This window comes from Cupriavidus sp. UYPR2.512, assembly GCF_000379565.1.
Taxonomy (GTDB): domain Bacteria; phylum Pseudomonadota; class Gammaproteobacteria; order Burkholderiales; family Burkholderiaceae; genus Cupriavidus.
This window is the reverse complement of sequence record NZ_KB902878.1, coordinates 1-9,149: the sequence shown is the minus strand read 5'-3', so window position 1 is coordinate 9,149 and position 9,149 is coordinate 1. Positions and strand designations below refer to the sequence as shown.

Sequence of the window (9,149 nt, the reverse complement as noted above, 5' to 3'; positions counted from 1 at the left end):
TCGAGTACGACTCAACCTTGCCTGCGTGGAACTACAGCATCCGCTCACGGAACGCCGCATAGCGGGAAGTTATTTCGAGCACGTTCCTTAGTCGCTTGAGCCAGCCGCGTAGTTCTGCCGCGCGAAAAGCTTGGAATTTTCCGCAAAGGGCCAAGAGCAGATCCACTTGCGATGCTTCAACGAGGATGGCGGCCTGGCAAACCGTCAGTCCGCGGCCCCGAATCCGTTCGGTGATGTCCCGCACAATGCCCGCCTTAAGCGGGATTTCTTCTGCGTCAGCGAAGCCTAGCTGCGCATAGACATTGCTCGTTCCATACTCGAAGCGAAACACCTGGACTCCTTTCCTTGTAGACAACCACCCCTTTCTGCCACTGCACGGCGGTGGCTGAGGGCGCGATTATTCCGGGAAGGCAATGTAAAGACAACCTCGGGGAAATACCAAGAATGTCACGGCATCCAAGGCCCTGAGCGGCACTTGCACGGACGCGTCGCGACGGCGGATCACATCAAGAGGTGATATAAATCCACTTCGCAATCATGTGAGACCTTGGGCCGCGGGCACCCCTACATTGGGGGATGGAAGCGTAGGAGCGCCCGATGGCAATATCACTGCGCTGGTGGTTGCGACCCGCCAGCAGATCTGCGCCCTCGGCATGGCACGCCGAGGGCTTTCTTTTGTGCGGTTCATCGACGACAAGCAGCTAGCGCGGCAGCAAGCCCGCCGACGGTTTTTGCAGCGCCCAGCCGTTGATGGTTCGTTCTAAGTTCTCGACCCTTGCAAGCACATCGTCGAACGAAGGCGGGTTCTCATCGAACATCATTGGCGCCATCGCCCGGTAGTCATTGCGCAGGTCCTTGATGCGCGTCGCGTCCGGGATGAGCTGCAAGGTGCCGGGCCGTGCGAGGTCGTAACGCGCCCAGCTCGACCGAAAAAACGTTGCTTTGTGCGTGACCACTTGTGCGAGAAGCCCGAAGTCGGTTGCGGCCTGCTTCCCGTCCTCCGTGTCGAGCAGCAAGGCGAGGTCGTAATAGTGGCGCGAAAAATACTGTGGTGTCGGTGTCTCCATTGGGCGGTGTGCCTCCGCATGCAATGCAGTGGCCTTCTCCCAGAAAGTACGCCGTGCTGATAGGACCGTTACTGTACAGGCGGAGTCTTCGAAGAAGCTGGGATAGTCCTCCGCCGCGTAAGGGCGAATCACTCGCTGCTCGGTCGGCCACGGATCACCGCGTGCGCCAAGCTCGAGCTTTACCCGCGGGGTGATGTAAGCCATGCCCTCGTATTTGGAGGTCTGTAGTGCGATCGGATAATGGAAGTTCACCGTCTGCGCGTCGGCAGTGTCGATCTCCAGGGACCACGACTGCCCTTGGCTCGGCTCGCCCAGTTGCTCGACGATCGCGGCTCGAAGCGCAGGTAGCAGCTTCTGGGCGATATGGTCCTCGACATCGCTGATCAGATCTTTGATGAGCTGGTTCGCTTGCTTCCGGCTGATGCCCTCCATTTCGGGATCGCGATCGCCCGTGTAGCCGAGGTCGGCTCGATCGAAGGACAGATCGATATCCTCGGAGAAGCGGCGGATGGCGCCGAACGCCTTGGATAGCGAGGTCCCGCCTTTGAAGACGAGGGCCGCGGCGTCCTGGCGCTGCAAGCCGAACAGCCGCTTTAACGTCCAGCAGACCCAGAAGTCCTTTTCGATGATCGTATTGGCGACGCCTCGGCCGGCGCCAGTTTCGCCAAAGAGAGCGGCTCGATCATCCGCCGGAAGCTTGGCGACGTTATCCATCGATCTCACCCGTTGCCGCGCTAGCAATCGATACGAGGGTCGGTCGCATCCAGGCGGGCGCCTGGATCGCGGTCGATGCGAGCGTCCGCTTGTCGCTGGCCGACAGACGACACGCTGCGACTTGCACAACGTCCGCCGCACGCACCGGCCCCACATGACGAAGCGCCTGAAACACGGTGCCCGCCGCACTGCCCGGAGCTATCAGATGCTTGGGCGAAGCATGCCGTAGATCGACGACGCGCTTGCCGAGCACGACACGGCGCGAGGGGCCGTTGGTCAGATAAGTGGTTTTCGCAGGAACCTGCGTGGTCAGCCCCAAGACATTTGCCGCGCGTGCGCCGGCGATCTGTACTTGAGACCCGGTCTCCCGGGCGAGCGCTTGCGCCACGTCATCAGGCGCCGGCGAAAGCGGGCCAAGCTTCGGGTGAACCTTGGGAAAGTCGTACAGGCCGCGCGCCAAACGACGGAGCTTTCCATCTTTCGTCAACCGTGAAAGGGCCTGGTCAACGGCGGCCCTTCCCCCTACGTCCAGGAAGTCACTGGGCGTGAAAACCCCGCCACGCCCGGCAGCACGGGCGCGACTCATGATCCTGTCAGGAACGGACGGTGTAGTCGCTTTCATATGTCAGAAAATAACGTATTTTTTTCTGACAGACAAGGGCGGCGGGCCCCAGGGGATGATAGTACTGTTTCGCGCATAAAATGGCTCGTTAAAGCGCAGTTTTCTGCATAAGGGCAGGACGGTAGTCAGTGCCCTGCCTGTTTCCCACCTCGGTAAGCGGTGCTCCCAACTGACGGCGCAGACGGCCTCCGATTTGTACAGGTGACAACTGTATAAATATACAGTAGACTGTCAGCAGGAGCCCCCATGCTGACAGTCACCCCCGAAACCATCCATCCATCGCTCTGGCTCGCCTCGCAACTGGCCCGTGGCTACGACCGCGCCGTGTCGACCGGACACCCATCGCTGGACAAGGAATTGCCCGGCGGCGGGTGGCCAATCGGGGGCCTGACGGAACTGCTCCAGCGCCAGCCCGGAATCGGTGAACTGCGCCTGCTGCGCCCTGCCCTGGCCGCCCGGAGCGGTCGCCCGATCGCGCTGCTGACGCCACCGCACGCCCCGCAAACGCTGGCGCTGGCCAATTGGGGCATCCCGCCGGAACAACTGCTCTGGGTCGACGCCCAGCGTACGGCCGACGCTTTGTGGGCCGCCGAACAGATGCTGCGCGCCGGAACCTGTGGCGTCCTGATCCTCTGGCAGTCGCACCTGCGCAATGACGCCCTGCGGCGGCTGCATCTGGCCGCACAAGGATCGGACACGTTGTTCTTCGTCGTGCGCCCGAGCGCCTGCGCACGGGACGCCTCGCCCGCGCCGTTGCGACTGGCGTTGGAGCCGGCCGCCGGCGGCATCCGCGTCCAGTTCGTCAAACGTCGCGGGCCGCAGCAGGAGTCGCCCTTGCTTCTGACGCTGGAACCCTCCCCCATTCTGCTGTACCGCCATGCTGCGTCTCTGGATCTGCCTGCGCCTGCCGTCCCTGCCGCTCGAAGTCTTCCGGCCGAGCTGGTCCACTGAGCTGGCCGTCGCCGTCATCGAGCGCGAACGCGTGCACCTGGCCTCGCCACTGGCGGTCAGCGCCGGCGTCAGACCGCACATGCGCCGCGGCGGCGTGCAGACCATCGCGCCCCAGACCATCCTCTACGAGCGGGACGGCTGCGCCGAAGCCGCGGCGCAGGCGCGCGTCACCATGGCGATGCTGCAGTATTCGCCAAATGTGGTGGCGGCCGACGAGGCCGCGGTCCTGGTCGACGTCAGCACCACGCTTCGGCTCTTTGGCGGACCGCGCAAGCTGCGCGCCCGGATGCGAGCGACCGTACAAGCCATGGGTTTTCGTGCAGCCGCAGGCTGCGCGCCAACGGCGCAGGGGGCCTGGCTGCTGGCCCGCGCCGGGGGCGGTATTGCGCTACGCATGCCAGCGCTGCAACGGAAGATTGCAAGCCTGCCGGTCGAGGTTCTGCCCGAGGCGCGCCCGTTCACAGAGTGGTTTGATGGTCTCGGCTGCCGCACCTTGGGCGAGCTGCACCGGTTGCCGCGCGCGGGCCTGCAGCGGCGGTGCGGTGGCGACATCGTCGCAGCGCTCGACCGCGCGCACGGCGAAGCCCCGGAAATCTTCGCATGGGCCGAGGCGCCGCCCGCCTTCGATGCCGCGGTGGACCTGCCCGACCGGATGGAGAACGCCGAGGCGGCACTGGCATATGTCCGCGGCCTCTTGGTGCAGATGGTGGGCTGGCTGACCGCCAGGCAGCTGGCGATCCGACGCTTTGGCGTCGAACTGCGCCATGAGCGCGGCCGCGCCGCCATTGCACCGACCAAGCTTGAGATCGCGCTGGCGGAACCCAACTGGCATGAAGAGCATCTCGTTCGCCTGGTGAAAGAGCGGCTGGCACGTCTCACCGTGGAAGCGCCGATGATTGCCGTGGCGGTGTCCGCGCTCGAGACCGAGCCGGTGGCACCGCCCAGCGATTCGCTCTTTCCCGAGCCTGGCGGCACGCCCGCCGACCATGCGCGCTTGCTGGAGCTGCTGGTCGCGCGTCTGGGCGCCGACCACGTGCGCCAGCCCTGCCTTCAGCCCGACTACCGGCCGGAGGTGGCCAATGGCTGGCAACCGGCGACCGAGAAGCCCGTGCGTTCGCCGCTGCCGGCGGCTCTGCCTCGGCCGACCTGGCTGCTCGGCAAGCCGGTCGCACTGCTTGAGCGCGACCACCGGCCGTTCTACGGCTCGCCACTGCGCCTGGTCTCGCCGCCAGAGCGCATCGAAGCGGGCTGGTGGGGCGGGGAACTGGTGACACGCGACTACTACGTGGCCGAGGCGCGCGACCACACCTGCTACTGGATCTTCCAGGAACGCATGGGCAGCCGCGAAGGCGACGCGGCGCGCTGGTATCTGCACGGCCTGTTCGGGTGACGAGATGCCAGCGATCAATGGTGCAGGCCTTCCCGCCTATGCGGAGCTGCATTGCCTGTCGAATTTCACCTTGCTTGCAGGCGCCTCGCGCCCGGAGGAGCTGGCCGAGCGCGCCGCGCAGCTGGGCTACCAGGCGCTGGCCATCACCGATGAATGCTCGCTCGCCGGCATCGTGCGGGCGCACATCGAGGCGAAGAAGGCGGGTGTTCGCCTGGTGGTGGGCGCTTCGTTCCGCCTGCAGAACGCCGATGGGTCGCCCGCCCTGTCCTTCGTGGCGCTGGCCCGCAACCGGGAGGGCTATGGCAATCTGTGCGAGCTGATCACGCTCGCGCGCATGCGGGCAGCCAAGGGCTCGTATGTGCTGACGCCGCGCGACCTGCCCATGCCCGAAGCCCCGCACCAGCATTTGAAGGGCTTGCCAGACTGCCTGGTGGTCTTCACGCCGGACTACACCACCCCCGCCGAAAAGCTCGACGCCCAGGCCGCGTGGGTCAGCGCCACGTTCGCTGGGCGGGCCTGGATGGGGTTGAGCCTGCTCTACCGTCCCATGGACGACATCCATCGCGGCACCGTCGAAGCCGCGGCGGCAACACACCACCTGCGCATCGTCGCCACCGGCTACATCAACCTGCACGTGCGTTCGCGCAAGCCCCTGCATGACGTGCTGACCGCGGTCCGGGTCGGGCGCCCGGTGTCGGCGTGCGGCTACCACCTCGCCCCCAACGCCGAGCAGCACCTGAGATCACGGTTGCGGCTCGCCAACATCTACCCCCACCGCTACCTGACCGAATCGGTCCACATCGCCAACCTGTGCCAGTTCTCGCTGGACGAGCTGCGCTACGAATATCCCGACGAACTGGTGCCGGAGGGGGTCACGCCGGCGGAATACCTGCGTGCGGAGACCTTTGTCGGTGCGCACCGCCGCTTTCCGCAAGGCATCCCGCTCCCCGTGCAGCAGCAGATTGAGCATGAGCTCGCCCTGATCCGCGAAATGTCGTATGAGTTTTATTTCCTGACCGTTTACGACATCGTCACCTTTGCCCGCGTGTTCGCGGAAGGGATTTTCCGGCAAATCCAGGGCTTCGGCGAATATGGCTTCCCGGAGAGCCATGCGGCCAGCTTTGCGTTGCTGGTCTATGCCAGTGCCTGGCTCAAGTGCCATGAGCCGCAAGCCTTCCTCTGTGCGATGCTCAATAGCCAGCCGATGGGCTTCTATACGCCCTCGCAGCTGATCCAGGATGCCAAACGGCATGGCGTGGAAGTGCTGCCCGCCGATGTCGCCATCAGCGGCTGGGATTCATCACTGGAAAGCAGTCTCGGCGGCGCACGCCCGGGCGTTAGGTTGGGCCTCTCTCTGCTGCGGGGCATGCGCAATGAGGCCGCGCAACGCATCGAGGAGGCGCGGGCGATTCGCCCGTTCGCGTCGGTGCGAGACCTGGCCACGCGTGCCGGGCTGGACCGGCATGACATCCAGGTGCTGGCTGGCGCCAATGCGCTGCATTCGCTCACCGGCGGGCGCCGCCAGGCACTGTGGCAGGCGGCCGCCGCAGTGCCTGACAAGGATCTGCTGCGCCCGGCAGATCTGCCAGAGGATGCCACCGTCCTGGCGATGCCCACGGAAGGCGAAGAGATTGTCAGCGACTACCGCGCCATGGGCTTGACGCTGCGCCGCCACCCGCTTGCCCTGCTCCGCCCGATGCTGGCTGTGCGGCGCTTCGTGCCGGCATCTGCCTTGGCGACTTACCGCACCCGCCAGGCTGCGCGCGGCGCCGGCATCGTCACTGTGCGCCAGCGGCCGGGCACCTCGAATGGCGTGGTCTTCATGACGCTGGAGGATGAGACGGGGGTTATCAACGTGATCATCTGGCCCACCGTGCTGGAGCGGTTCCGCAAGGAAATCCTGAGTGCGTCGTTGGTCGGCGTCTATGGGCAGTGGCAGTGCGAGGGCGAGGTACGCCACCTGATCGCGCAACGCGTCGTGGACCTGTCGTGGATGCTTGGCCAGCTCGACACGCGGAGCCGGAACTTTTGCTAACCGCGAGTCGGTGCAACGAACCGCATCCCAGTACTTGCCTTGCAGTGACGGCGCTCATCTCGCCTGGTTCAAGTGAGCCGATCCGCTCGTCTGGAAGCTTGAAATTCCTCAACGTATCGGATCGCCTGCTCGCATTGTTCCAGCGACAAGGCGTGAATGCTCGGCGTCGCGACCTCCAGACCAAGCGCCGCAATGAGCCATTTCATCGCCTTGCCGCGGGCCTCGAAGGCATTGACACCATCGCGCCGCATCTTGGCCGCGACCAACGGCTCGAGCGCATCGTGCAGCTGGCTTTTGCACTCGCGCAACGCCGCGTTGGCCAGCCGACCGAGTGGCGTGTTGTGCTTGCTGCGGGCCCGCACGCCGATCCAGGCCTGACACGCGGCGCAAATCCACACCGGCCCATGGTCTTCGAGATAGGGATACGTTTCCTCGCCGGCGCGGGCCAGACTCGCCTTGGCGTCGCAGTTATCGCAGACGGGCTGGGGAAGCGCGGGAATCGGGCGGCCAACGCGCATCGACGGACCTTCGCAGCACAAGTTGAGGAATAAGGGATTCTACGGGATAGGGCGCCGCTATGCGGCCAGACGGTGCTCGTAGTACGGCTGGTTGCGGTCATCGAGAATGGCGTCGACTGCGGCCAATTTCCTGGCGTCGGGATGCAACCAGGCCGCCACGTGCTCGGGCTTGATCGGGACGATGCAACGGTCATGGCCTGCAGCCGACACTTCTTCAGGCGGCTCGTCGGTAATGGCGGCGAACGAGTAAAGATCGGCCTCTCCCTCTTCCCCTTTGCTGACCGACCACAGGCACGCCACCAGCATGTCCTGCTGCGGTTGCGGCCTGAACTCCAGTACCACATTCTCTTCCTTCTCCCCCGGCGCCAGTTCGCGATGTTCCATCCGATGGCGGGTCACGTTTTCGTAAAAGGCATTGACGATCAGGATGCCGTGCTGGTAGCCATACAGCTGTCGCCAGGCCTTCTTGAGGTTATCTTTTCTTGCGTTGTAAGTTCCAGGCCTTTGCCGTTCCATTGCCGCCGTCCAGCCAGGCAGGCGACACTGGTAGCGCATCGGAATCACCGTGAGTTGGCCTTCGCGGACGACCAGAACTGGCGCGTAGTAGCCCGGGAAGATGCGTGAATCGCGCGCCAACAGCTCGGTGCGATGCAGAGGCCAGATTGCGCTGCGCGCGCTGGATTTTGTCGGTGGCGATGCGCTGGTCGTTCTGTGCCTTCTTGGTCGGCTTGGTGGCGAGCGCCCTTTCGGCGCCGGCCAGCCGCGTCTTCTGTTGGAACAGTTCAGCCTCGAACGCCGTGGCTTGCTCACGCTCCGCCGCCGTGATCAGTTCGGTTGTGCGCTGTTCGGCTTCGCCCTCCGGCGAAGTGAAGGGGGCAAGCATCGCCTTCGGCAGCTTGGACCAGTCGCCGCTTCGGCGCTTTTCCCAAAACAGCTCGACGAACAATTCCAAACTCACCGATGCGCCAAATTGCCTTTGGTACTTTCGAAAGTCTGCGTGGATTTGCGCCGAGTAGCACATACGGGTTCCTCTAACTGTTCCCGCGCCGGGGATGCGCGTCCGCCCATTCTAAGAGCATCCGAAAAGTGCGGGGCCGAAGCGGCGTCTATTGCACTCGGCTTGTCGGACGGCGCCGGATAGCGGGACTGCTGCGACGAGCAGACGCTAACAGCATTACCACGCCAGGAGATGAACATGCCGGGCAAGAACATCCACGTAGTACCCGCCGGCGACGGCTGGGCCATTGAGCACGAAGGCAGCGGCCAGCGCCAGGAATTCGAGCGCCAGGAAGATGCGATCGCGGCCGGTACGGCGAAAGCGCAGCAGGAAAAGGTTGAGTTGCTGATCCACGGCCGCGACGGCCAGATCCGGGAGCGAAATTCCTTTGGCAACGATCCACGCGACATCCCGGGCTGATGTCATGGCCAGCCGGCCGCCTCCTGCGCCAACGCTGGCCCAATTGCACCAACGCAGTGGCATGTGGTCGGAGCTTCTGATCAGAACGGGCACATTCCGTACAAATCGCGAGGCCTCCACTTATGTCACGATCCTCATAACCATCAGTGGAGGCTGATCGTGACTACCGAAACACCTTCTGCCACGCCAACCGCGCCCCGATGCCCAGGGGTTGTAGATTTGAGCTGCCGCATTCGCCAGCTGCCATTGCCACCGCGCGCTCGTGCACCGGGCGCGGGAATTCTTCGACGGCACAGAAGGGGCTAGCGCAGGACTCGCTGTAGGCCGGTTGCGTGTCCTACTAGTGTAGCGTTCTGTTCGTGATGGAACTTATATGAATTCGGCGTCTCCAATGCCCACACTGCGACACAGCGTGGAGAGAGTGAGTGCGAGTTG

General features: G+C 64.3%; 8 protein-coding genes and 1 pseudogene. 4 read left to right on the top strand and 5 right to left on the bottom strand.

The window, feature by feature from the left end:
• Positions 1-31: 31 nt before the first annotated feature.
• From A3A5_RS0107715 to A3A5_RS0107705, 3 genes are all read right to left on the bottom strand, one after another.
• Positions 32-331, bottom strand: a complete 300-nt coding sequence (locus tag A3A5_RS0107715) for an XRE family transcriptional regulator (RefSeq protein WP_018310030.1) — start codon at positions 329-331, stop codon at positions 32-34.
• A 370-nt stretch (positions 332-701) separates the two neighbouring features.
• The gene (locus tag A3A5_RS0107710; protein WP_018310029.1) at positions 702-1,781 is read right to left on the bottom strand and encodes a nucleotidyl transferase AbiEii/AbiGii toxin family protein; all 1,080 of its coding nucleotides are present in this window, start codon (positions 1,779-1,781) and stop codon (positions 702-704) included.
• On the bottom strand, positions 1,774-2,367 hold the full coding sequence (locus A3A5_RS0107705; RefSeq protein WP_018310028.1) for a DUF6088 family protein: 594 nt from the start codon (positions 2,365-2,367) through the stop codon (positions 1,774-1,776). Before A3A5_RS0107705 ends, A3A5_RS0107710 begins: the two co-directional genes overlap by 8 nt.
• 282 nt (positions 2,368-2,649) lie before the next feature.
• Between A3A5_RS0107705 and imuA the strand changes: the two genes are divergently transcribed.
• The 3 genes from imuA to A3A5_RS0107690 are packed head-to-tail and all read left to right on the top strand — an operon-like array spanning position 2,650 to position 6,779.
• Complete coding sequence (gene imuA / locus A3A5_RS0107700; RefSeq protein ID WP_018310027.1) at positions 2,650-3,354, top strand: translesion DNA synthesis-associated protein ImuA; 705 nt, start codon at positions 2,650-2,652, stop codon at positions 3,352-3,354.
• Complete coding sequence (locus tag A3A5_RS0107695) at positions 3,281-4,744, top strand: DNA polymerase Y family protein (RefSeq protein ID WP_018310026.1); 1,464 nt, start codon at positions 3,281-3,283, stop codon at positions 4,742-4,744. Before imuA ends, A3A5_RS0107695 begins: the two co-directional genes overlap by 74 nt.
• Before the next feature lie 4 nt (positions 4,745-4,748).
• Positions 4,749-6,779 carry a PHP domain-containing protein gene (locus tag A3A5_RS0107690; RefSeq protein ID WP_018310025.1) on the top strand — a complete coding sequence of 677 codons (2,031 nt, stop codon included), beginning with the start codon at positions 4,749-4,751 and terminating at the stop codon, positions 6,777-6,779.
• A gap of 68 nt (positions 6,780-6,847) precedes the next feature.
• On the opposite strand, the gene A3A5_RS0107685 is transcribed toward A3A5_RS0107690, so the two are convergent.
• Both A3A5_RS0107685 and A3A5_RS37850 read right to left on the bottom strand, forming a co-directional pair.
• Positions 6,848-7,297, bottom strand: coding sequence for a zinc-finger-containing protein (locus tag A3A5_RS0107685; RefSeq protein WP_018310024.1), 450 nt, complete (start codon positions 7,295-7,297; stop codon positions 6,848-6,850).
• Between the two features lie 57 nt (positions 7,298-7,354).
• A pseudogene (locus A3A5_RS37850) lies at positions 7,355-8,318 on the bottom strand (SOS response-associated peptidase family protein).
• Positions 8,319-8,492: 174 nt separating this feature from the next.
• Between A3A5_RS37850 and A3A5_RS0107675 the strand changes: the two are divergent.
• The gene (locus A3A5_RS0107675) at positions 8,493-8,714 is read left to right on the top strand and encodes a DUF2188 domain-containing protein (protein WP_018310023.1); all 222 of its coding nucleotides are present in this window, start codon (positions 8,493-8,495) and stop codon (positions 8,712-8,714) included.
• The last annotated feature ends 435 nt before the right edge of the window (positions 8,715-9,149 follow it).

What these genes read in the sequence shown, in the direction of transcription:
- A3A5_RS0107710 (WP_018310029.1), bottom strand. Translation starts at nt 1,781, where the DNA reads ATGGATAACGTCGCCAAGCTTCCGGCGGATGATCGAGCCGCTCTCTTT.
- A3A5_RS0107705 (WP_018310028.1), bottom strand. Translation starts at nt 2,367, where the DNA reads ATGAGTCGCGCCCGTGCTGCCGGGCGTGGCGGGGTTTTCACGCCCAGT.
- imuA (WP_018310027.1), top strand. Translation starts at nt 2,650, where the DNA reads ATGCTGACAGTCACCCCCGAAACCATCCATCCATCGCTCTGGCTCGCC.
- A3A5_RS0107695 (WP_018310026.1), top strand. Translation starts at nt 3,281, where the DNA reads ATGCTGCGTCTCTGGATCTGCCTGCGCCTGCCGTCCCTGCCGCTCGAA.
- A3A5_RS0107690 (WP_018310025.1), top strand. Translation starts at nt 4,749, where the DNA reads ATGCCAGCGATCAATGGTGCAGGCCTTCCCGCCTATGCGGAGCTGCAT.
- A3A5_RS0107685 (WP_018310024.1), bottom strand. Translation starts at nt 7,297, where the DNA reads ATGCGCGTTGGCCGCCCGATTCCCGCGCTTCCCCAGCCCGTCTGCGAT.
- A3A5_RS0107675 (WP_018310023.1), top strand. Translation starts at nt 8,493, where the DNA reads ATGCCGGGCAAGAACATCCACGTAGTACCCGCCGGCGACGGCTGGGCC.